The sequence below is a fragment of the Burkholderia sp. JKS000303 genome (genome assembly GCF_002563755.1).
Classification (GTDB): Bacteria; Pseudomonadota; Gammaproteobacteria; order Burkholderiales; family Burkholderiaceae; genus Burkholderia; species Burkholderia anthina_B.
The window spans coordinates 655333-678049 of sequence record NZ_PDBZ01000002.1; the positions used below are offsets into that span (position 1 = coordinate 655333).

The 22717-nt window shown below is 62.1% G+C and carries 19 protein-coding genes and 3 pseudogenes; 16 read left to right on the forward strand and 6 right to left on the reverse strand.

Annotation, left to right across the window (positions count from 1 at the left end; all coding sequences use genetic code 11):
- Positions 1-14: 14 nt before the first annotated feature.
- A pseudogene (locus BX604_RS24920) lies at positions 15-352 on the reverse strand (Tn3 family transposase); the annotation flags it as partial.
- Between the two features lie 363 nt (positions 353-715).
- On the opposite strand from BX604_RS24920, the gene BX604_RS38565 reads away from it, so the two are divergent.
- The 14 genes and pseudogenes from BX604_RS38565 (at position 716) to pstS (ending at position 17339) form a co-directional block, all read left to right on the forward strand.
- The gene (locus tag BX604_RS38565; RefSeq protein WP_143748103.1) at positions 716-1486 is read left to right on the forward strand and encodes a hypothetical protein; all 771 of its coding nucleotides are present in this window, start codon (positions 716-718) and stop codon (positions 1484-1486) included.
- Between the two features lie 765 nt (positions 1487-2251).
- On the forward strand, positions 2252-3664 hold the full coding sequence (locus BX604_RS24925; protein ID WP_257146414.1) for a TolC family protein: 1413 nt from the start codon (positions 2252-2254) through the stop codon (positions 3662-3664).
- A gap of 4 nt (positions 3665-3668) precedes the next feature.
- Positions 3669-4763 (forward strand): efflux RND transporter periplasmic adaptor subunit, encoded by a 1095-nt coding sequence (locus tag BX604_RS24930; RefSeq protein ID WP_098553505.1) that lies wholly within the window; start codon positions 3669-3671, stop codon positions 4761-4763.
- Positions 4760-7828 (forward strand): efflux RND transporter permease subunit, encoded by a 3069-nt coding sequence (locus tag BX604_RS24935; RefSeq protein WP_098553506.1) that lies wholly within the window; start codon positions 4760-4762, stop codon positions 7826-7828. The genes BX604_RS24930 and BX604_RS24935 overlap by 4 nt, the downstream gene beginning before the upstream one ends.
- A 289-nt stretch (positions 7829-8117) precedes the next feature.
- Positions 8118-8639 (forward strand): RNA polymerase sigma factor, encoded by a 522-nt coding sequence (locus tag BX604_RS24940; RefSeq protein ID WP_257146415.1) that lies wholly within the window; start codon positions 8118-8120, stop codon positions 8637-8639.
- Positions 8623-9465 carry a FecR family protein gene (locus tag BX604_RS24945; protein ID WP_098553507.1) on the forward strand — a complete coding sequence of 281 codons (843 nt, stop codon included), beginning with the start codon at positions 8623-8625 and terminating at the stop codon, positions 9463-9465. Before BX604_RS24940 ends, BX604_RS24945 begins: the two co-directional genes overlap by 17 nt.
- Before the next feature lie 142 nt (positions 9466-9607).
- On the forward strand, positions 9608-12040 hold the full coding sequence (locus tag BX604_RS24950) for a TonB-dependent siderophore receptor (protein WP_257146416.1): 2433 nt from the start codon (positions 9608-9610) through the stop codon (positions 12038-12040).
- A gap of 522 nt (positions 12041-12562) precedes the next feature.
- Entirely contained in the window at positions 12563-13042 is a 480-nt protein-coding gene (gene bfr, locus BX604_RS24955) for a bacterioferritin (protein ID WP_098553509.1), read from the forward strand.
- Positions 13043-13396: 354 nt separating this feature from the next.
- Entirely contained in the window at positions 13397-13822 is a 426-nt protein-coding gene (locus BX604_RS24960) for a Fur family transcriptional regulator (RefSeq protein WP_098553510.1), read from the forward strand.
- Positions 13823-14046: 224 nt separating this feature from the next.
- Positions 14047-14208 (forward strand): annotated as a pseudogene (locus BX604_RS24965) (sigma factor); the annotation flags it as partial.
- Between the two features lie 47 nt (positions 14209-14255).
- Positions 14256-15257, forward strand: a complete 1002-nt coding sequence (locus BX604_RS24970) for a TonB-dependent receptor (RefSeq protein WP_257146417.1) — start codon at positions 14256-14258, stop codon at positions 15255-15257.
- Positions 15258-15685: 428 nt separating this feature from the next.
- A complete protein-coding gene (locus BX604_RS24975) occupies positions 15686-15901 on the forward strand; it encodes a hypothetical protein (RefSeq protein ID WP_098554033.1) in 216 nt (71 codons plus the stop codon).
- Between the two features lie 82 nt (positions 15902-15983).
- Positions 15984-16262: a hypothetical protein gene (locus BX604_RS24980; protein WP_143748105.1), complete on the forward strand. Its 279-nt coding sequence runs from the start codon at positions 15984-15986 to the stop codon at positions 16260-16262.
- A gap of 51 nt (positions 16263-16313) precedes the next feature.
- Positions 16314-17339, forward strand: coding sequence for a phosphate ABC transporter substrate-binding protein PstS (pstS, locus tag BX604_RS24985; RefSeq protein ID WP_098553512.1), 1026 nt, complete (start codon positions 16314-16316; stop codon positions 17337-17339).
- Positions 17340-17824: 485 nt separating this feature from the next.
- On the opposite strand, the pseudogene BX604_RS39735 reads toward pstS, so the two are convergent.
- The 3 genes and pseudogenes from BX604_RS39735 to BX604_RS25000 form a co-directional block, all read right to left on the reverse strand.
- A pseudogene (locus BX604_RS39735) lies at positions 17825-17938 on the reverse strand (AraC family transcriptional regulator); the annotation flags it as partial.
- Between the two features lie 129 nt (positions 17939-18067).
- Entirely contained in the window at positions 18068-18346 is a 279-nt protein-coding gene (locus tag BX604_RS24995) for a hypothetical protein (RefSeq protein ID WP_098553513.1), read from the reverse strand.
- Between the two features lie 454 nt (positions 18347-18800).
- Positions 18801-18947: a DUF3096 domain-containing protein gene (locus BX604_RS25000; protein WP_098552481.1), complete on the reverse strand. Its 147-nt coding sequence runs from the start codon at positions 18945-18947 to the stop codon at positions 18801-18803.
- Between the two features lie 217 nt (positions 18948-19164).
- Here BX604_RS25000 and BX604_RS25005 point away from each other — a divergent pair, with 217 nt between their 5' ends.
- Entirely contained in the window at positions 19165-19341 is a 177-nt protein-coding gene (locus tag BX604_RS25005) for a CsbD family protein (RefSeq protein WP_098553514.1), read from the forward strand.
- Between the two features lie 406 nt (positions 19342-19747).
- On the opposite strand, the gene BX604_RS25010 is transcribed toward BX604_RS25005, so the two are convergent.
- Positions 19748-20062 (reverse strand): helicase, encoded by a 315-nt coding sequence (locus BX604_RS25010; RefSeq protein WP_098553515.1) that lies wholly within the window; start codon positions 20060-20062, stop codon positions 19748-19750.
- Positions 20063-20465: 403 nt separating this feature from the next.
- Here BX604_RS25010 and BX604_RS25015 point away from each other — a divergent pair, with 403 nt between their 5' ends.
- Entirely contained in the window at positions 20466-20654 is a 189-nt protein-coding gene (locus tag BX604_RS25015; RefSeq protein ID WP_098553516.1) for a hypothetical protein, read from the forward strand.
- Positions 20655-20935: 281 nt separating this feature from the next.
- Here the strand turns inward: BX604_RS25015 and BX604_RS25020 are convergent, their stop codons facing one another.
- Positions 20936-22306, reverse strand: a complete 1371-nt coding sequence (locus BX604_RS25020) for an MFS transporter (RefSeq protein ID WP_098553517.1) — start codon at positions 22304-22306, stop codon at positions 20936-20938.
- Between the last annotated feature and the right edge of the window lie 411 nt (positions 22307-22717).

The following is a 22717-nucleotide window of genomic DNA, read 5'->3' on the forward strand; positions in this document are numbered from 1 at the left end:
GCTGCTGATTTAAAGTAGAAATTGATCTTGCGTTGCTCGTGCCGCACGTTTTCGGCGATCACACCTTCGCCGCCGAACATCGGCCACTGCGCGAAATCATTGAACTGCTCGCCCTTATTCGCTGCGTATGGATCGTGCGGCGCAGTTCCGGATCGTTCAGGTACTTGAGCAGGAACAGTGTCCGGATCACGCGCCCGAGCTCGCGAAACGCGAAATAGCGTTTGTTCTTTGTGCTCTCCGAGCCGAGGCGGCGCAGGATCGTCGACGGCGTCATCCTGCCCGCCTTGATCGATACAGTCATGCGCATCATGTCGGCGTAGTGCCACTCGATCAGATCCCAGTCGATTGTTTGCCGGCACAGGCTGTGCCTCTATTGTGAACAAGCGTTAGCGATAGGCCCTCATACTGAGGTGCAAAAATGGTCCGTAACATTCGTCATAAAAAATACACCCCCCAATCTCAGACTCCAATCTGGCACTTGCCTTGATGGCTGAAAACACAATCTTCCTTATCGGATCGACAAAACGATTTAGAGAAAATTGGCGTGCAAATAAAGTACCTCAATTAAGTTGAGTTCGCACGCCATCGCTTCTTCGGGGTGGATAAGCGGATATATCGTCAGCTGGACTTGCTGATTTTGCGTTTGCATAAACGCGATTCCATGGTGTTGTTTTGTCAAGTTAAAATCATCGCGATTGTTTAATTCAATGGCTTGATGTTTGTTGCCAATCTAAAATTAATTATTATGGACACCAAAAAACTTAAATTTATTATTTTTTCGATAAGCCTCCTAACCTTCTCCACTCGTGTGTTTTCTGATGAGGATCGTTTGATCCTGGGTGAGCAAAATATTCCGGCAACATCCCGGGGTGAAGTGTCAGATGGCAATGCCATGAGTTTTCGAGAAAATATTCACCGCCCTTCAGTCATAAGCACTCAATGTGTATTTGAGTTTAACCCTCCGATCAATCAAATTGATTTATTATTAAATTTAAAGAGATATTTGAGTGAAAATTATTTTTTGGAAGATAGATTTTATTCTGCTGCATGCATAAAAGACATGCTGGGTGCTACAGGCAGTGAAATATCCTCTGGCTTGGGTAGTGAATCAGAACCGGCTTGGGTTATTGGTGGGGAGTTCGGGGTACAAAAGGGGGCGCATGGGAGAACGGCATTCGGGGAGAAATTTTCCGCGACATTTAGATCGCGCCACGGAAATCAACCACGCCAAGGTGGAGTCGATTTGATTTTTTCGAAGCATTCGAGTGTTACGTATGAGGATGTTATTCGAATATTCGGAAATTCATGGGAGTTGGATAAAGCACCTCCGCCTGACGGCCCACTGCTCCCGGCGTTGGCAAAGCACGGGAATGAACATTTCACACAGGAAATGGTTGCACATGGTGTCGTGTATCACGCGGAGATCATTTTCAATAGAACTGGCTACTTGTTTAATATTTCAATGCAGGCAATTGATGGAAAATGACAATCACAAAAATTCAACTCAATCCATCTTCCTTATCGACATTGCAGAAGGCTTTTTGAGTATCGTCGCCAGCGTATTCGGCATTAGTTTCAGGTGCGGCGCGATCTCCCTATCTCGCGGGGCGCTTAAACGCATTTGTGGCAAATGGTGATAACTTTCCCATGGGAGAGGCTGGTTCCGGGACAAGAGCCATAAGCCAAACGGTTATTCTTGTGGACCAACATGGCTACCCGGTTCAGGCACGAGCGTGGGAGAAGTCGAGTGGGGCGCAACGGCTGGCGATGTTCCAGACGGAACCGTGGATGCAATCCATGTGCCGGGTCCTGGGCGACACCGGATTTCCCGAGAATGGCAAGCATTCGGTCCGCGAGGCACGGCAATACTCAACTGTTGGATTGCGGTGCGTTGGTCGATGGCGACGAAAGAGGCGAACCTGCCGGTGTCGTGTTGACTGAATACGCCGCGCATTCGACTTCCATCGTCAGTTGCCATCGGTTCCGCCTACCACTCACTACTTGCCGCGCTGCTCGCAGAGATCCACTCAGGCCGGCCATGTGGCTACCGCTCATTTCGGCGCTCACCGGTTCATGCTGCGAAAGAGCGCGAATGACCTGGGTCAACCGCGTCCGCGATGTCGGCAATCAAGCCGAACCTTGTTCACCAGGCACTTAATCAACCCTTAAGCTGCGTGTCGCGACAATTGGCGGGTCAGCGTTCCGGTACGCCGGGATGACGTTTTGACGACAACCCAATACGGAGAGCATGTTGTTTCGCTCATCACCGATCCCGCCGCCACGCATCGCACGTGCGATTGCCGCGTGCGCAACCTCGTCTGTTTTCGTGCTCGCCGGATGCACGACCTATCACCCGCAGCCGTTGACTTCGCATGCGACGCTGACTGGCCCCGACGCACTCGCCCGGCTGCATGTCGATCCCGCAGCCATGCCGCTGCCGGAACTGGCCGCGCACCGCTTCGATCCGTCCGACGGTTTCGACACCGAGGACGTCGCGATGCTCGCGGTCGCGAACAATCCCGACCTGAAGCTCGCACGCGACGATCTCGGGATCGCGCAGGCCCAGGCATTTTCCGCCGGCCTGCTGCCCGATCCGCAACTGTCCGTGTCGAGCGACTTTCCTGGCGCGGCCGGGCTCGAACGCGCGTTCAACTACGGGCTGAGCATGGACGTCATGGCGATCGTCACGCGCAACGCGAACAAGCGCTCCGCGGACGCGACCGTCCGCAAGACGGACCTCGGGCTGCTATGGCAGGAATGGCAGGTCGTCGCGCAAGCGAAGCAGCTCTACACGAAGGCACGTTATGAAGACGCGATGTTGCCGCTGCTCGAGCAAGCGCGCGATCTCGACGAGACGCGCTACCGGCGGCTCGCGCATGCGCGGCAGGCTGGCAACGTGACGGACGACATCGTGAGCGTAGCGTCGACAACGTACAGTGACGCGCGCAAGCAGTACGACGACATGGTCCGTGCGCGAGAGCAGACGCATCACGACCTGAACGCGCTGCTGGGTCTCGCGCCGAACGTCGACCTGAGGCTCGCCGGCACCGACCAGACGGTGCCGCTGACCGACGCAACACTGGACGCGGCGGTGGCCGCGCTGCCGAAGCGGCGTCCCGACCTGATCGCGCTGCAGGCCGGCTACGACGCGCAGGAACAGAAGTATCGCGCGGCAATCCTGAACCAGTTTCCGAGCCTGAATGTCGGCTTCAATCGAGCGCGCGACACGTCGGGCATCTATACGACCGGCTTCCAGATCGCGCTGAGCCTGCCGATCTTCAACCGCAATCGCGGCAACGTCGCGATCGAGCAGGCGACCCGCCAGCGGCTCGGCGACGAATATCAGGCCCGGTTGAACACCGCCTATGCGGACATCGCGCATCTGCGCGCGGATTCCCGTCTCGCGGCGGAACAGCTCGCGCAAGACGAGGCCGCGCTGCCGGCACTCGAGCAGGCGGCTGAGCATGCGCGGCACGCGTACGACGCACACGACGTCGCGCTCGGGCAGTACACCGACGCGCAACTTGCCGCGCTGACGAAGCGGATCGACGCGGCGACCCAGCGCGATGCGCTGGCCGAGCAGCGCATCGGTCTGCAGGCGTTGCTCGGTAGCGCCGTGCCCGATGCCTTTTCTTCCACTTCCACCGATTCCACCCAGCGTTGATCCCATGCCAGCAGTCCTGAATCGCCTCACCCGCCGCCACGTCGCAGTCGTGGCGGCCGCGCTTGCATTGCTTGCACCGTGCGCCGGTCCCGCGCGCGCTGACGAGCCCGTGACCGCGGCGGTCGAAACCGCGCGCGTGCAGCGTGCGCCGATCTCGCAGCAGGTGCGTGCATACGGCATCGTCGCCGCGTCGTCGGCGAGCGTCACGTCGGTGAACCTGCCGTACACCGCGCGCATTCGCAAGGTGCTTGTGCTGCCCGGTCAGACGGTCGCGCGTGGCGCCCCGATCGTCGTCGTGCAGGCTGATCCCGCCGCAGTGCTCGCCGCATCGCAGGCGGCGAGCGAGCTGACGCTCGCGCGCGGCGAGCTCGCACGCACTCGGTCGCTCTATAACGACGGCCTCGCGACGCAGTCGCAGCTCGCCGCCGCGCAGAAGTCGCTCGACGACGCGCAACAGGGGCAGGCCGCGCAGCGCCAGATGGGGGTGCACGGCGGCGACGTGACGATAGCGGCGCCGTTCGCGGGCGTGGTGTCGCAGCTTGCGGCGCTCCCCGGCGACCAGATACAGGCCGGTGCGACGATCGCGCAACTTGCCGCCAGCACCGGTGCGTCGAGCCATCAGGCCAATGTGACGCTCGGCGTCGATCCGTCGGCCGCCGCGTCGATCCGCGCGGGTGACGCGGTCGTGCTGCACGGCCTGTCGACCGCGCTGGCCCATGCGAACCCGGCCGGGCAGGTCGTCGTCGCGGGGGCGTCGATCGACCCGCAAAGCCAGCTCGTGAACGTCGGCGCGAGCGTGCCGCTCGGCGGCACGGCGTTCATCCCCGGCACGCGCGTGAGCGCCGATATCGCGACGCAGACCGGTACCTGGTGGGTGGTGCCGCGCTCCGCGGTGCTGCGCGATGCGAAGGGCGCGTATGTATTCCAGGTCACGCCGAAGCACGCGGCGCAGCGCGTCGACGTTACCGTGCGCGTCGAAAGCGGCGATCGCTACGGCGTCGACGGGCCGCTGAACACGGCGGAACCGCTCGTCGTGACCGGCAACTACGAATTGCAGGACGGGATGACCGTGCGTCTTGCCGGAGGCGCGCACCCATGAACTTCGGACAATGGATGCAGCGCCACCGGCGCTCGCTGCTGTTCGTCGTCGCGCTGCTCGCGGTCGCCGGCGCGCTGACGGCCTTTCGGTTGCCGATCTCGCTGTTTCCGAACGTGTCGTTCCCGCGCGCGGTCGTGTCGCTCGATGCGGGCGACCGGCCGGCCGAGCAGATGGCGACGCTGGTGACGATGCCGGTCGAGGAAGCGCTGCGGCGCGTGCCGGGCGTGCGCGACGTCGAATCGAAAACCAGCCGCGGCTCGGCCGAAATCTCGCTGAACTTCGACTGGGGCACCGACATGGCGCAAGCGACGCTGCAGGCGCAGTCGGCCATCGCCGAGATTCTGCCGTCACTGCCGTCCGGCACGTCGATGCAGGTGAAGCGGATGGATCCGACCGTATTCCCCGTGCTTGCCTACAGCCTGACGTCGTCGCGGCAGTCGCTGTCGCAGCTGCGCGATCTCGCGCAGTTCCAGCTGCGGCCGTTGCTGTCGTCGGTCGACGGCGTGGCGCGCGTCGAGGTGACGGGCGGCGCGCAGGACGAGCTGCAGGTTGCGATCGACCCGGCACGGCTTGCCGCGTACAAACTGTCGGTCGAGGACGTGTCGAAGGCGATCGGCGCGGGTAACGTGCTGATGGCGACCGGGCGCATCGAGGATCACTACAAGCTGTACCTGGTGGTCGCCGATACGACCATCACGTCGCTCGATGCGCTGCGCAATGCGGTCGTGTCGTCCGCGGGCGGCAATCAGGTACGCGTCGGCGATGTCGCGACGGTGTCGCGCGGCACGGTCCCGCAGTGGATCCGCGTGACGGCCGACGGGCAGGATGCGGTGCTCGTCAACGTATTCCAGCAACCCGGCGCGAACAGCGTCGCGATGGCCGCGGCGATCCGCGCGAAACTCGCCGATTTCCAGAAACAGATGCCGTCGGGCGTGCATCTCGCGAACTGGTACGACCAGAGCCAGCTCGTGATCGCGTCGGCATCGAGCGTGCGCGACGCGATCCTGATCGGCGTCGTGCTGGCCGCGCTCACGCTGTTCGTGTTCCTGCGCAACTGGAAGATCACCGCGATCGCGGTCGCGCTGGTGCCGGTCGTGATGAGCGCGACGATTCTGCTGCTCGACGTGTTCGGCATGGGCTTCAACATCATGACGCTCGGCGGGATGGCGGCGGCGGTCGGGCTCGTGATCGACGACGCGATCGTGATGATCGAGCACATCGCGCGGCGCATGCGCGAGGCCGGTGCGCATGCGTTCCACGGCCGCGTGATGAGCGCGGCGCTCGAGTTCACCCGACCGCTCGCCGGATCGTCGGCCGCGACGCTGATCATTTTCGTGCCGCTTGCGTTCCTGTCCGGTGTGACGGGGGCGTTCTTCAAGGCGCTATCGATCACGATGGCGAGCGCGCTGTTCATCTCGTTCGTCGTGAGCTGGCTCGCGATTCCGATTCTGTGCGATCACTGGCTGACGCCGGCCGATGCCGAAGAGCACCGCGAGTCGCGCTTCGCGCGCTGGCTGAACACGCGTTACGCCATGCTCGTCGAGCGGGTCAGCCGCAAGCCGGCGCTTGCGCTTGCGGGCGTGGTGCCGCTGCTGATCGTCGCCGCGATTGCGTTCACGCGCGTTGGCAGCGGGTTCATGCCGTCGATGGACGAAGGCGGCTTCGTGCTCGATTACCACACGGCACCTGGCACGTCGATCACCGAAACGGACAGGTTGATGCGCGAGGTCGAAACGATCATCCGGGAGAATCCGAACGTCGCGACCTATTCGCGCCGGACCGGTGCGGGTCTCGGGGGCGACCTCAACGAGCCGAACAAGGGCGACTTCTTCGTGCGACTGAAATCCGGCTCGCGCGAGCCGATCGACACCGTGATGGAGGAGATCCGTTCGAAGATCGAGACGAACGTGCCCGGCGTGAACGTCGAACTCGCCCAACTGATGGAAGACCTGATCGGCGACCTGACCGCGGTGCCGCAACCGGTGCAGATCAAGATCTATTCGGACGATCCGGCCGTGCTCGAGGCGACCGCGCACCGGGTGGCCGCGCGTATCGGGAAGATTCAGGGCATCGTCGACGTCGACGACGGCATCAACCCGGCGGGCGACGCGCTCGACCTGCACATTCGGCCGGACGCGGCCGCCGCGGAAGGCATGGATCCTCAGTCGATCGCGCAGCAGGTGTCGGACCTGCTCGAAGGGAGCGTCGCGACGCAATACCAGCAGGGACCCAAGACGGTCGGCGTACGCGTGCGGGTGGCGGGCGCGGCCGGAATGAACGGCACCGGGCTAGGCGAGTTGCAGATTCGCGCACCGGACGGCCATCTGTTCCCGCTCGATCGCGTGACCGACCGCATCACGGTCAGCGGTCAGCCGGAAATCAGCCGGGACAACCTGAAGCGGATGGTGGCCGTGACCGCGCGGATCGATGGCCGCGACCTTGGTTCGACGATCGGCGACGTGCAGCGCGCGCTCGGCGACGCGAAGCTGCTGCCGCCGGGCGTCTATTACGAACTCGGCGGCCTGTATCAGCAGCAGCAAATCGCGTTTCGTGGGCTCGTCGCGGTGTTCGGCGCGGCTGTCGCGCTGGTTTTCGGGCTGCTGCTGTTCCTCTACGAGCGGTTCCGTGTCGCACTGGCGGTGATGGCGATGCCGCTGTGCGCGACCGGCGCGGTGTTCATCGGACTGTGGGTGACAGGTATCGAGCTGAACATTTCCGCGATGATGGGGATGACGATGATCGTCGGCATCGTGACCGAGGTCGCGATCTTCTACGTGTCCGAATTCCAGGGGCTCGTGCGCGACGAAGGGATGCCGCTCGACGCGGCACTGCTCGCGGCGGGGCGCAACCGTCTGCGACCGATTGCGATGACGACGATCGCGGCGATTCTCGCGCTGCTGCCGCTCGCGTTCGCGCTCGGGCAGGGTTCTGCCATGCAGCAGCCACTCGCGGTCGCGATCATCTCGGGGCTGATCGTGCAGTTGCCGCTGGTGTTGCTGGTACTGCCGGCATTGTTGGGTACGTTGCTCGGCGTCAAGCGATCCGACAGCGCATCTGGCGTTTGAACGGAGTGCAGAGCGGTGGCTGCGGCCACCGGAGGAATGCGATCGCCCGATCGTGCACTGGCGCGGCGGGCCTGATTGCGCGGGGCGACCTCGGTTAGGCGACGAACAGGACATGTCACTGGCCAGGCTGAAAAAGGAAGAAGCGCGGCATTGACCGGGACGGGGAGTCACTGATGTTGACAGTTTTGTAATCAGTGTCAATAATGAGAATTATTATCATTTTGGGCGTGATGCTCGCTCATCCCGTAACGATGTGACAAGCCTGCCCCGCGATTCCGCCCACTCCCCGTTGATCGCCGCATTCGTCAAGCACTACGAGGAGCTCGTCAATCACGTCCGGCATCGCTTCGGCGATCGCGCATTCGCATGCGATGTCGTCCAGGATGTCGGCGTGCAGCTTCTTCAACGGCCTCCCGGCGAACCGATCCATACGCCACTCGCCTTTTTGCGTCATTTGTCGATACATCGAGCGATCGACCGCTGGAGAGGGGACGAAGTGCATGCGAGCCATACGGAGTCGGCCGGCATCGTCGTCCCCGACATGCGGTCGGACGAGATAGACGGCGAACAGGCGCTGAGTTACCAGCAGACCATAGCTGAGCTCGAACGGATCATCAATACGTTGCCCGAGCGTTGTCGCGAGGTATTCATCCTCCATAAACTGCACGATTTGTCGCAGGAAGAAGTGGCGGCTCAATTGCGGATATCGCGTAATATGGTCGCCAAACATATGGCCCGCGCGATGACGGCCCTCACCCCGATCCTGCAGAACACCCTGTCTACCAAGACGGCAAATGCCGATGCTGCCTGAGCCTTCCCGTAGCCACGATTCGACATCCCCTCAAGACGGCTCGCTCGACACCTTCAAGGATGCGCTGCGTGCGCGTTATCCGCTTGACGCCGTCGTGCGCCGAGCGGCGCGCCGGCGAACCATTCGGCGCGTCGCCGGTAGCGCGATGCTGACCGTGGTGTCGGCCGTTTCAATCTGGTGTGTCGATCCGGCTTACCGTGTCGATACGATGGAGACCGCCGTCGGCGAGCACCGCGACTGGACGCTTGCCGACGGCAGTCGGCTTGTATTGAATACCGGATCGTCGGCGCGCGTCGAGTGGCATGTTCGGTCGCGGCGTCTGTCGATCGAGCGTGGCGAGTTATCGATCGACGTCGCGCACTCTCCGTATCGGCCGCTCGTCACCTATGCGGGCAATGCGACGATCCACGACATCGGCACGACGTTCGCCGTGCGGCGAGATGCCGACGACGTGCGGATCGGCGTCGAGTCCGGCTCGGTCGCCGTCACCGTCGGAACGCACGTTCCGGTGACGCTTCAGCCCAACCAGTCCGTGGTTGTCGATGCGGGCCGAATTAGCGCGCTGCAGCGGTTTGATCCAGCCGAGGCGCTCGGCTGGCGCGACGGCCGGTTGGTTTTTGACGGCACCCCGTTGAGTGTTGCGATCGCCGAAATTCGCCGTTATCGGACGGCGCCCGTCAATCTTGACCCCCGTGCCGCAAACCTGCGGCTTTCCGGCCAATTCAATACCGACAACGTCGATGCGTTGCTCGACATGCTGCCGGGCGTGCTGCCGCTCAAGGTGAAACGGGCCGCGAACGGCACGGTAACCGTCGCACACCGTTAGCCATTCAAGAAAATATTTTCGTTCGGACGTCAACAAAGTAACCAGCCCGTCCGGCAACCCTCGTGAGCATCGTCGATTCATAACGATTTAAACGAGGAGCGGTGGTATGGGGGTTATTGGGCGCCAAGCCGGAGTGGGGCGCATGGTATGCGTCGCGGTCGCGAGCAGTTGTCTGTCGGCAACTGCGTGGGGACAGGGCGGTGAAGTGTCGTCGTTCGACCTTCCCGCGCAGCGTCTGGACCGCGCGCTGAATGCATTTGCACGTCAATCCAATGCGCAGTTGCTGTTTTCGACATCCAGCGCCGAGCAGCGAACGAGTCCGGCCGTCAAGGGCAAGATGACGGCATCCGCGGCACTGGATCGGTTATTGGCGGGTTCGGGGCTGCAAGCCCGTGCAACCGGCGCGAACACGTTCACGGTAGAGAAGGCGGCGCCGGCTGCGGCGACGCAATCCGGTTCCGGTGCCGATCGTGCCGCACAGCCGGTCGAACTCAAGGCCATCGAAATATCGGGCGACCGGACCCATAGCGACCTCGTGCGACCGACCCGCCAAATCACCGTGATCGGTCGCAACGCGTTGCGCGACCTCGAAGCCGGATCGAACAATCTGGCGACGGTGCTGAGCAAAGCCGTACCCGGGATGGCGGACTCGAGCCATACGATCACCGACTACGGCCAGACGCTTCGCGGCCGGAACATCCTCGTGCTGGTCGACGGCGTGCCGCTGAATACGAATCGCGATTCGGCGCGCAACCTCGCAAACGTCGACCCGAACAACATCGAGAAAATCGAAGTGCTGCGCGGCAGCAGCGCCGTCTACGGCGCCGGCGCAACGGGCGGCATCGTGTCGATCACGACCCGTCAGCCTGGAGGGGAACCGCGTGCCGAGACGACGTTCTCGATGACCTCGCCGCTTTCGCATCTGGGCAGCGGCGGCCTTGGCGGCACCGTTCAGCAGTTCTTCGCGGGCAGCCATGGTCCCGTCGAGTACGAATTCAATGTCGATGCGCAACATATCGGCAGCGCGTACGACGCGCGCGGCCATCGTATTGCGCCGGAGCCGAGCCAGGGTGATCTGTTCGACTCGAACGTCTACAACGTCGAAGGCAAGCTCGGCTTCCGGATCGACGCGAATCAGCGCATCGTGTTCTCGGCGAGCCACTATGACGCGAAGCAGGACACCCGCTACGGGAGCGATCCGTCGGTCGCGAAGCTGCCCGCGGGCACGGCCGTTGCACGCGCGAAGGACGGGCTTCAGCTCGACGACCAGAACCGCATCCGCAATACGCAGCTCAACCTGCAGTACAGCAACCAGGACGTGCTCGGCAGCGAGGTTGCGGCCCAGCTCTACTATCGGGACTACTACACGCGTTTCGCACCGTTTGATGCGCGCGCGGTCGCGACGCGCGGCAACAACATCGACCAGGTCATGCAGGATTCGAAGGTGTTCGGCAGCCGCCTGACGATCACGACGCCGCTCGATCAGGCCGGCCGCACGAAGCTCCAGTGGGGTGCGGACTTCAACCAGGAACGCAGCGACATGCCGGACGACATTTTCTCGCCGTCCGCGTACGACGCCAGCGGTGGCCTCGTCTATCGCAAGACGGGCACGCTGACGTACCTGCCGCCCCTTACGACGACCAGCGTCGGCGGCTTCGCGCAACTGCAGCACAAGTTCAGCGACAAATGGTCGGCGGAAGCGGGCGTGCGCTACGAGCATGCGAGCGCACGCTTCGACGCCTTCGTGCCGCTTTCGCAGTTGCGTCTGGCGAACAAGTACACGGTGCCGGGCGGGTCGACCGGTTACGGCGCATGGCTGTTCAATGCGGGCGTTGCCTATGCGCCGGTGCCGAGCCAGGAAATCTACGCCGCGTTCAGCCAGGGGTTCCAGTTGCCGGACGTCGGTCTGCAACTGCGTAACGCCACCGCCGGCTTCGACATCCATTCGTCCAACCTCGAACCCGTCAAGACGAACAACTACGAGATCGGCTGGCGCGGCAGCCTCGGCAATCATGCCGACGGCACGCTCGCGCTGTTCTATACGACGTCCGAGCTTGGCGACGTGCAGAGCTTCAACAACGGGCTGATCCTCACGCGCACGGCCGAGCGCATCGCGGGCCTCGAGGCGACCGTCGACTACGCGTCCGACGACGACAAGTGGGGTGCCGGCGGCACGATCACCTACATGCAGGGACGCGAGCGGCCGCAAAACAGCGCGAATTTCCAGGACATGACCGGTTATCGCATTCCGCCGCTCAAGCTGACCGGCTATCTGGAATATCGTCCGAACTCGCGCTGGAGCAATCGGCTGCAGGCGACGTTTTATGCGGCACGCGATTACCGGCTCAACGACAAGATCAGCTTCGGGCGCATGGATGCGGGCAGCTACACGACCGTCGACCTGATCTCGCGCTATCAGGTCACGAAGAAGGACCGCGTGACCGTCGGCGTCGAAAACCTGCTGAACCGGTATTACATGCCGCTCTACAGCCAGCTCATGCGCAACAGCAACAACACGAGCCGCCTGCCTGCCGCGGGCGCCGTGCTGACGGCCAGCTACACCCACCGCTGGTAAGCGGGTACGGCTCGCCCGGCGTACGCCGCACGTGGCTTTCCGGTTGCTCGCGCGCCGCGTTCGGCGCGCGAGAAGCGGCGGTCCGTGTACGGGTCACGGCAGCGGCGCCCCGGGTGACGCGGGCCCGCCTGCCGTGTCGAGCGTCCGGACATCCGCAACCTGCCGGACATCCGGCAAGCCGGCGAGCAGTTGCTCGATCACGGCGCATATCAGCGCTACACGCGTTCGTCGGCAGTGCCGAGCCGACATGCTCGAACGAGCCTGCCCGTCGCCGGAGGACATGAATGCGCCATGCGTTCATGCACGACCGTGGAGGTTGTGCCGAAAACGTAAAGAGAATCGAAATCATTCGTACTGCGAGGCGATATGAGTCGTCACGCCGCCTGTATTTCCGGACTTCGGTCGTGACGTGCCCCGAGGCCGCCTGATGCGCGCGGAAGTCGTTTGCGGATGAACCGGTCGCGGACTATTGTAGGTTCTGGACGTGTCGTCCACATGCACGGGCCGAACGGGAGAGCTGCGATGAAAGGCGACAAGAAGGTCATCGAATATCTGAATGCTCAACTGAAGAATGAGCTGACGGCGATCAACCAGTATTTCCTGCATGCCCGTATGTATCGTCATTGGCAGCTCGACAAACTCGGCAAGCACGAGTACGAGGAGTCGATCGGCGAGATGAAGCATGCGGACGCACTCATCGAGCGCATCTTCATGCTCGACGGGTTGCCGAATCTTCAGGATCTGCACAAGCTTCTCATCGGCGAGCACACGGAAGAGATTCTCGAATGCGACCTGAAGCTCGAGCGTGTGGCACAGGCAACCTGCAAGGAGGGGATCGCGTACTGCGAATCGGTGCAGGATTACGTGTCGCGAGAAATTCTCGAGAACATTCTCGACGATACCGAAGAGCACATCGACTGGCTGGAAACGCAGCTGGAACTGGTCCAGAAAGTCGGTATCCAGAACTACCTGCAGTCCGGGATGACCTCGCTGGACTCGTGAATCCATGGATCACGATCGCAGGAAGCGAGGCCGCTGCGTGGCTCCGCAACACCCGCCGTCCGGCTGAGCCGCCGATAAACGCGTCAGACGATCACCGTCCGACCACGACGCAATACTGCATCGCGATTGACGGCGGACCTGTGCGCGCATCGACAGCAATCCAATAACTGAACCGACGCGCGCTCGACTGAGTCGCCCGAACATCGAATCTCAAAGCCCGCCAGCGAGTCACGACTCATGGATGCAGGGAAAACGATGGCTCGCCTTCCCACCGCGGAGCGGGGCGATACTTGCCTTAACGAACGCTTAAGCATGCGCAGCACATGATGTGGCGGGGAATTCTTATATAAGACGATGAAAGCCATTTACACGGAACTGGCCCGGGTGAGGATCCGGCCAACGGTCAGCCGATTCAACGTATTGATGTTGTTTCGCACGCATCCCACGACGCATTTCACCGTCGAGCAGATCTACCGGATGTTGTCCGGCGGTCCGGAGCCATTCAGCCTTGCAAGCACCTACCGGACCTTGTCCACGTTTCTCGAGAGCGGGCTCATTACCAGTGCGTCGCTGGGTGATTCGCGCGTCGTGTACGAGCTGAACCACGGCAAGCCTCACCACCATCTCGTTTGCCGCCGATGCGCGGCAATTTGCGACCTCGTCGAAGACGAACTGGACCAGCAATTCGCACGCGTTGCGTCCGGGCATCGCTTCAAGTATCAAGCCGCGTCGCTGGTGATCACCGGGGTATGTTCCGACTGCCAGGCGAAGGGCGGCTGATTCGAACGATCGCCCGGAGCATCGCCCGATGTGACGTGCGCCGCACCGGGCCAAACGCGCGAACGCTCACCGAAATGTCCGACAAACCAATGAGCGCGGCGTCCATTACAAGATGCGGCCCTTAATTTCAAAATATTGCGCAAACCCATTGAATTGGTTTATAAACAGGAATGATTCTTATTTGCCTTCTCATCTCGTGCTTTTGAAGCCGAAAGGGTCGTTCCATGTCCGCCGCTCAATTCGCCTTGCATCAGGATGTGCAGGCGCTCTATCGCGACCACCACGGCTGGTTGCAGGGATGGTTGCGCAGGCGGCTGGGTAACGCTTTCGATGCAGCCGATCTTGCCCAGGACGCGTTTCTTCGCCTGCGCTGTCGGCCGAAGCCGGTGCACGCGCGCGTTTCAGGACGGGCCCGATCGACCACCAGTTTGTCGTGAGCGGCGACTACCTGCAGCAGACGACGTGGTTCGGGCAGACCGCATACGGTACCTATGCGACGAACATCTACATGCCGACCCGCCTCGCGGGGCCGGGCGCGCCGGTCTCCGTGTCGCCGGAGGCGAAGGACAGCGCGCAGATCCTGCGCAGCATCGGCGTGGCCGATACGCTGTCCGCGGCCGGCGGGCTCGTGCAGCTCACGCTCGGCGTGCGTCGCCAGCAGGTGAGCAGCCGCAACTTCGATACCTCCGGCGCGGAAACCTCGCACTACGACCAGGGCGCCACCACGCCATCCGTCGCGCTCGTCGTGCGTCCGCTCGACCAGTTGTCGTTCTACGCGAACTACATCGAAGCGCTGACGCCCGGCTCGGCACCGCCGCCCGACGCGGCGAACCCGAACCAGGTGTTCGCGCCGTTCAAGTCGAAGCAGTATGAAGTCGGCACCAAGCTCGATCTCGGCAAGTTCGGCGCGACGCTCGGGCTGTTCCAGATCGACGTGCCGAGCGGGATCGTCGACCCGGTCAGCAAGCTGTACAGCCTCAACGGGCTGCAGCGCAATCGCGGCCTCGAACTGTCCGGCTTCGGCGAAGTCACGCGCGGCGTGCGTCTGCTCGGCGGCGTCACGTGGCTCGATGCGCGGTTGCGCCGCACGCAGGGCGGCACGTACGACGGCAACCACGCGATCGGCGCCCCGTCGCTGCAGGCCACCCTCGGCGCGGAATGGGATACGCCGTTCGTGCCGGGCGTGACGCTGACGAGCCGGATGATCTACACGGGCGAGGCCTACGTGAGCCAGGACAACTCGCAGCATGTGCCGAGCTGGACGCGCTTCGACCTGGGCGGGCGCTACACGACGAAGGTGGCCGGCCGCGACGTGACGCTGCGCGCGAACGTGACGAACCTGTTCAATCGCAACTACTGGCAGGCGAACCCGACCGGGTATCTGTTCACGGGCGCGCCGCGCACGTTCTGGCTGTCGCTGTCGACCGACCTGTGATGGACGACGGCAAGCCGGGGGGGCGCGTGGGCGGCCCCGGCCTGCCGATGGTCTGCCATTCCCACGCTCTCCGTCACTGCATGCAACCTCGCGAACAGTTCTGGCTAGATGCCCGCCATATCGGTGTGCTCGCCGCACCGCTCATCCTCGCCCAGCTCGCATCTGAAAAACGACGCCATCGCTGCTATGCGGCACACGCGCCCACACACACGCGAACCGCGATCCATCGAGCTTCCGAAAAGTCATAACCGTCACACCAATATGCCGGCCATCTGGTGCCTGGCATATTTTTATTTCAAAATTGTGATGGCTTGTGCCTCGATATGCTCGCAGAATTTCGATATTGCGATGCAGCAAAAACGCTCGTAGACTGGGTTCGCAAGTCCAACCCGGTTCCCGACAGTCGCCCAATGACGGGAGAGCACGCCATGACGACTTCTTCACCAGCGCTGCGCCAAACGTGCCCCGCGCTCCACGTATTCCAACAAGACGACGGCTGGCACTGGGGCATCACCATTCCTCGCCCCACAGGATGCGGCTTCAAGCTGATCGCATTCAGCGAGCGCATCTTTTCTGCTGAAGACACTGCCCAATGCGACGGCGATCGAGCATTGGCCTCGATCGTGGCAAGTAGCGAGCGTTGAGCTTGGCGGATCGCGCACGTGCGCTCTGCTTGAGTTTTCAGAGCTAGATGCAATACTCCTATCACCCTTCGATGCAGACCACTTGTCGCGCACCATGACGGACTCCGCCACTTGCCTGACACGCCCGGTCGTCGGCGACGATCCAAGCCTTTTCTTTTCCGTCTATGGCCCCGGCTGGGGGTACGTTGCAATCAAACTCCCGGCTGACGTCGTTCGCGAAAAGCTCGGCGCAGAGGCTGCTGCATCCGCACAATTGCTCAGCGCATTTGAAAGCGATCGCGAGAAGATCGCTGTCGCGGTCAACCGGCATACGTTGCCGAAAGACGACCGGCGCGTCCAACCCGCCAAATCAGACTTTTAACCCGGAACTGGCGCGTCGGCCAGCATGCCGGCAGCAGACAGGAGGCGTTACATGAATATCCGGATCTTGGCTCCCTGCGCCCTGGCGCTTGTTGCCATCGCCACTCAGGCTGCCGACATCACGGGCGCAGGCAGCACGTTCGCCGCGCCGATTTACACCAAATGGGCAGATGCGTATCGGAAAGCGGGCGGGGGCAAGGTGAACTATCAAGGTATCGGCTCGTCAGGCGGCCTGAAGCAGATCAACGCGAAGACGGTCGATTTTGCCGGTTCGGACGCTCCGCTGAAGGACGACGAACTCGCGAAGGAAGGCCTGTTCCAGTTCCCGACGGTGGTCGGCGGCGTGGTGCCGGTCGTCAATGTGCCGGGCGTGAAGGCCGGTGAACTGACGCTGTCGGGCCCGGTGCTCGGCGACATCTACCTCGGCAAGATCAAGAAGTGGAACGACCCCGCGATCGCCGCACTGAACCCGAAGGCGAAGCTGCCGGATACGGACATCGCGGTCGTTCGCCGCGCTGACGGTTCGGGCACGAGCTTCATCTGGACGAACTACCTGTCGAAGGTCAACGGCGAGTGGAAGTCGAAGATCGGCGAAGGCACGACGGTCAACTGGCCGACGGGCACGGGCGGGAAGGGCAACGACGGCGTCGCAGCCTTCGTGCAGCGCCTGCCGGGCGCGATCGGCTACGTCGAATGGGCGTACGCGAAGAAGAACAACATGACGTACACGGCGCTGAAGAACACGGCCGGCGTCGTCGTCGAGCCGAAGACCGAAACGTTCAAGGCCGCTGCCGCAGGTGCGAACTGGTCGAAGTCGTTCTACCAGATCCTGACGGACGAGCCGGGCAAGGACGCATGGCCGGTCGTCGGCGCGACGTTCGTGCTGCTGCATGCGAAGCAGGACAAGCCGGAACAAGGTGCGGAAACGCTGAAGTTCTTCGACTGGGCATTCCGCAACGGCAACCAGGCCGCGACGGATCTGGACTACATCTCGCTTCCAGATTCAGTCGTGTCCGAAATCCATAAGCAGTGGAAAGCAAAAATCAAGGACGCCTCCGGCAAGGCGATTGCAAACTGAGCGCCCTGAATGGACGTAAATCGGATCGCATTCGCCCCGTGACGATGCAGAACGCCCCTTCGGCTTGCGCCACGAAGGAGGAAGTTCATCACCGAGCCGATGAGTTCTTGAGAGGCTAACGCAAATGCCTTGCCAAGCTTGCATGAAAATGTGGACGATCCCGGATCAGATCGGACATGACGAACTGGTCGAGTTGCACAAGCCCACAAAATTGCGTCCCCTGGGGCGGCCAGCAATAGTCGTGCGACAGTATCGCTGCCGTCTGTGCGGTACGAACTGGCTGTTGGAGTGCGATCCACTGCGACCCGACACCATCGACTGGCTCTGTCTCAGTAAGGCCGCGAACATTCTCGCCCCTGCCTCGACGTCGCACGTAGGTACAGGTGCGGTTGCATCCGGGTCGTCCGGAGAAGCGGCCGTCGGGAACATAGCATTACCGCCGACGCCAGTTCACCGCGACGGAGGCAATGCCATTTTTTTGCGAGCTACAGCACATAAGGCTTGATGTTCGCCAGCGCACGAAAAACATACTCTTCCTTCTCTCCGACTGGCGCAACGTAGTGCGGCGTGCTCCGCACGGCGTCCTCACCTTCCACGCGTTTTGTTCGACCGAAGCAACCCAGGCGATTCCCCAGGATTGAAATGGTCCGAAGAAATTACGCGATCAGTGCGCAAGTACGCCAATTTTTGGCAGAAACGGTTGCCCTGGTCTCAGGCGACGGTCGTCACTATTCCCGATGTTCGTGTTCGTGCTCATGCCACGGATCACGTTCACGCGGATGACGATGCATCCACGCGTCGTGCTCCCAGTAGCGATGGCCGTCCCAGTAGCGGTCGCCGTGCATGCCGATCGTGATCGACACCCTCGGTGCCGGGGCGGCATATGGTTCTTCGTACCTCGGTTGCTGTGCGTAGCCTTGCGCGAAGGCCGCGCCGACCGCGACGAGTGCGCCGCCCGCCACGAGTGTCGCCAGAACCGGACGTATTGCAATTGTCATGGGCTTCATCGAACTGTCCTCCGTCAAATATCCGAGAACGCGCACGATTCGTTCCCATACGGAGCGGTAAATGCTGCGCTCGCCATTCCAACCCCGCCGTCCGCATCTCTTCGCAGCCAGTGCCGATCCGGTGTCGGCACGCACGATGTCGTCGTCGTCCAGGTAAAGCGTGACGCGGAAAGGGAGGAACTGCAGCGCACGCGGGCACGGTACACGACGCCGTTGCCATTTCCGTTCCGATCCGACAAAGCAACACTTACATCGTATGGAAATGAAATGGGGCAATCGGGAAAAGTCTGACCTGCGGGAGTCGATTTGCGATCGAGGGAGTGAAAATCGCCCATTCCCGCAGTGTCGATATCGACCGCTACTCCGTGGAAAATGCGTGATGGGCGGACGCGCGCATGGCGTCACGATGCAACCGACGCGCGTACGTAATTTGCTGTCTCCTGGTCATGTCGATTCAATGGAGATGTCCGCCGAACAACCCGAGCAGCCCGATGACGATCAGGTAGATCGCAACGATGTAATTCAGCAGGCGAGGTACCACGAGGATGAGAATGCCGGCGATCAGCGAAACCAGCGGGCCGGCGCTAGTGAGCGTGTGCATGCTTCCTCCGCAAGATTGACAACGAGTGGGCACAACCCGTTCCGAAGACTCGGATCTGGCGAGCGTCAAGCCTTCGGCGTCAACACGCTGCCCACAAGCGCGAACGCTTCAACCCGCGCAATCGCCATGCCTGCGCCGACGTTTCATCGCGATCTGGCTCAGCGTGCCGGACCGGCATTCGCAGGCCGAGCATCGGTCGATTTCAAGGAGCATTGTCATGAACAAAGATCAGGTGAAAGGCCGTCTCACGGAAGTAAAGGGCAAACTGAAGGAGGTGGTTGGCAAGGTCATGGGAAATCGAACAAGCAGATTGACGGGCAAGGCCGAACAGATCGTCGGCAAGACACAAGCGTCATTCGGCGACGCGAAGGCGCGACTCAAGAAACGGCAATAGCGCCTGGCGTGGAAGAAGCGGACTGGCTTCGCTGTCCGGCCGCAGCGGCCGGACAGCTTACGCGGCATGAAAGCGGACGTTTCAATCTGGCCACGACAAATCGACAGTCCGATCTCAATCACTACGTAATCCTGATTATCATGGGAGCGTGATCGTTATATAGAACGAGTCCATCGCTTGATCGCTGCCGACGCCAGTGCGGGAGGGGTTCGAAGCGTTCGCCTTCGACTTAACAGATGAGGGGGCGCACGTCCCCGCGGTGGCCTGGATGCAACGTGTAGGGAAAGACGTCGCACACGTCTCGGCACCCACTCGGGACGTGTGTATCCGACAGCGTGCGCTGGATATTCGGACCGGGCTCCGGAACAGGCGCAACGCACCCGTCCGCGGCCGCTCCGACCACCTTTTACGCGTCGTTCAGCCAGGGCATTTCCACGGGGGACACGACCAGTTGCCGAAATTCGCGCTTCAGATCGAAGATGAATCCGACGAGGATCATGGAGTCGGCGTAAGGAATCGGAAAGACGTGCGGATTTTCCGGAGTACGCAGGGGCCGCTCGGGGGTGTCCGCTGTTGCCGCGGCGTTCTCGCGAACGCTTTCCAGTTCGTCGGCCATGGCCTGGCCACTGAGTTTCAGCACACGGCTACGCAGCTCGCTCAAGGGCTCGATGCGCGCAGCGTCTTCGTGGTATTCGGGCACTTCGTAAACGAACCAGGACATTTTCGTCTCCTATGAGAAGGGGCGCTATTCTAACGCTGCGCGAGGATTCTCCGAAAATGGAGCATGTTGTGCGATAGGCGCGGTCGCTGTGGCGCCTGGAACAGCAAAAGGGCGGTGAGGCAGAGTGCGGGAACGCGCGGACGTTGACGGATGCCGAGCGCGCTGCACTCGACACGTGGCTGCTTGTTCATGATCAACTGCGTGCTGCGGCGGCAGTCCCTCTCCGCCTTGAGGCGCTGGGCCGCTGGGCCGGCGTGGTGCTGACCGCTGAGGTGCCCGAGACGGAGCGATGTGATGACGGTGAATTCGCATCGCGCCGCGTCATCGCAGCGACATTTTTCTCACGTAAATCTATCGCACTTCGCCTGTCGGCGGGGCACCGTTTTCTCAAGGAAGACCGACCATGGCGGCAAAACGCCTTCGCATCAACATGATTACCCGTCGCCAGTCGACGTTCGATGGCCGGCATCTCGACACCGAGGCAGCACGCCGTTTGGACGCGCACGCGCAGGACGCGACGCCTGCTCATCTGAAAGGTACGCAGGGCGCCGAGGCTGAATGGCTGCCGCGCGTGAAGATCAGCGAGCGATAACCCGGTTGTGCCGCGCGAACCGCTGCGCGACAGCGGCGATCTCACCGTCCGGCGGCGCTCCCGATTCCGATCCAGGTGAAACGCGCCCGCCGGATGGCGGGCGCCGAATCATGAACGGCGCAGCACGCATATCGCGCCCCGTCGTCAGACCCGTTCCGGACTGGACGGCTCGGTGTTCTGCGTCGCCCGGCGTGTCGGCCCACCCAAGGTGCCTCGATGCGCCCGTGAGGCCATGGGACCTCGGCTGCCGTCGTCATCGCCTGCCTGAGCTGGCGAATGCGTCAAGTCACCGGCGGCGCGTGCCCATGATCGCCCAGACCCCGAACGTCGTCGTATTCCCGTGAAATATCCTTGTTCGTATAGTCCCCGAGCTTCGACGCGGCGACCACGCTCAACACCGCACACACCAGCACGTACGCCGCGATTGCATACCCCGAGTGGTAGTAGGCAAACAGCGCCGTTGCGATCAGCGGTGCCGGACCACCCGCAATGACCGAAGCGAGCTGATAACCCATCGACGCGCCGCTATACCGCAATCGCCCTGTGAACGACTCGGCAATCAATGCGGCCTGCGGCCCATACATCATCGAATGCGGAACCAGCGACAACACGATAGCCGCGAAGATCCATACCGGATTCCGGCTATCGACCATCGCGAAGTAGACGAATCCGAACACGCCGACGGCAGCCGCACCGATCACGTACATCCGCCGCCGCCCGATCAGGTCCGACACGTGCCCGAACAGCGGAATGGTGAAGAACTCGACCACGGATGCGACCAGCACCGCCGCCAGCAGCAGTTCGCGCGTGACGCCCAGCGCCGTGATCCCGTAAGTGAACACGAACGCCGTATAGATATAGAACGGCGCCTGTTCGGCCATCCGCGCGAACGCCGACAGCACGATATCCTTCGGCTGCTTGCGCAGCACTTCGAGCATCGGCGTCTTCTCGATCCGACGCTCGGCCAGCAGCTTCGCGAAGATCGGCGTCTCGAGAATGCTCAGGCGGATATAGAGCCCGATCGCAACCAGTACGATGCTGAGGAAAAACGGCACGCGCCAGCCCCACGTGACGAAAGCGCTGCCGGAAATCCAGCTCATGGCCAGCACGGCAAGGTTGGCGAGGAACAATCCCGCCGGCACGCCGAACTGCGGCCACGACGCGACGAAACCGCGATGCGAATTGGTGCGCGCCCATTCCATCGACATCAGGACCGAGCCGCCCCATTCGCCGCCGACGCCGACGCCCTGGATGAAGCGCAGTATCGTGAGGATCACGGCGCCCCAGATGCCGATCGTGGCGTAGGTCGGAACGAAGGCCACGGCGAACGTGGCGAGCCCCATCAGCAACAGGGTCACGATCAGCGTGGCCTTGCGTCCGATGCGGTCGCCGTAATGGCCGAAGATCGCCGCGCCGACCGGCCGTGCGACAAAGCCGACGGCATAGATCAGGAACGCCTGCAGCGTACCGACGAGCGGGTGGGATTGCGGGAAATACAGCTTTGCGAAGACCAGGCCGGTGACCGTGCTGTAGAGGAAGAAGTCATACCATTCGATTGTGGTGCCAATCGTGCTGGCGATGACGGCGCGGCGTAACTGGCGCCGGGCTTCCTCGTCGGAGAGGGGCGTGGCCGCGGATTGCATGGCAGCCATTTTGATATCTCCCGGGAAAGGGCGATAGAGAAATAAACCATACGCCCCGGAACAGGTTCCGGCAAGCGCGAGCGGCGAATGGCTGCCACTGCGTCCTGGCCTTTCATTCAGCCATCCCGATATATCATTATATGATATAAAATTGCCATTTTCCGGGGCGGCAATGAGGCTGGCGCGCTGGAAGCGTTATCTTGGCATCGCAGGACTGGGGAGTCCGACGATGCAGGATTTCATTCGCGGGTGCCAACGGTGGCCGGCCGATTCGGATAAGGGTTGCCGTGCCGGGAGCGACCCGCCTTCCAACGGGGCGGCGTACGCCGAGCGAAAGCCTCATGGTGCATCGATGGCGCTCGACGAGCCAGTACAGCGGAAACTCGTTCGTCCCTGTCGAGCGGTCCCGGTCGAAAGATC